The organism is Arthrobacter flavus (assembly GCF_039526005.1).
Lineage (GTDB): Bacteria > Actinomycetota > Actinomycetes > Actinomycetales > Micrococcaceae > Arthrobacter_D > Arthrobacter_D flavus.
In genome coordinates, this window is record NZ_BAAAIJ010000043.1 from 1 (window position 1) to 603 (window position 603).

The following is a 603-nucleotide window of genomic DNA, read 5'->3' on the forward strand; positions in this document are numbered from 1 at the left end:
AATAACCAGGCCGTCTGGGAACAAGCCCTCAACGTCTAACCCAATTCACCGGGATAAATGCAGCATCCCAAACCATCGTTTGGGACTCCCCGCCGCTTAGTTGAGCGTCTCTGACGTGATCACCCAACGCCGATAACGTCCTATTACGTCGGGCTGGAGGACAGCACGATCATCATTTCAAGGGATCACTAAACGAGCGGAGCGCTGTGCCGAAGCCAACGGTTAACCTGCACCGGCTCGCCGCCTTGAGATCCCAGGTAGGAGTCTGCTGGCCGAAATCCCGCACGTTCGGCAACCTTTTCACTGGCGGTGTTGCCAGCGACGGTCTCCAGTGCCACCGCGGAAAAGCCATGGTCGAATAACCAGTTCGTGAGGAGTCGAACTGATCCGGTCGCCGCCCCCCGGCCGCGGCCTGCAGATTTTAGGGCATAGAAAACTTCCGGCTCACCACCATCACGCCAGCTCATCCCAACCGTTCCCATCGCCCAGCCGTCGATCACTATCGCATACCGGGCGACAAGCGGGTCTGCCCAGGGTTTGGTTGTCACCTGACCTGTGAGGATTTGTTCTCACTGGAAGGATGTCAATTATGGCAAAGGCATA

1 protein-coding gene is annotated in these 603 nt (G+C 57.4%); it reads right to left on the reverse strand.

Translation table 11 applies throughout. From position 1 onward, the window contains the following. Positions 1 to 188: 188 nt before the first annotated feature. Complete coding sequence (locus ABD059_RS09945) at positions 189 to 548, reverse strand: GNAT family N-acetyltransferase (RefSeq protein ID WP_343879590.1); 360 nt, start codon at positions 546 to 548, stop codon at positions 189 to 191. Between the last annotated feature and the right edge of the window lie 55 nt (positions 549 to 603).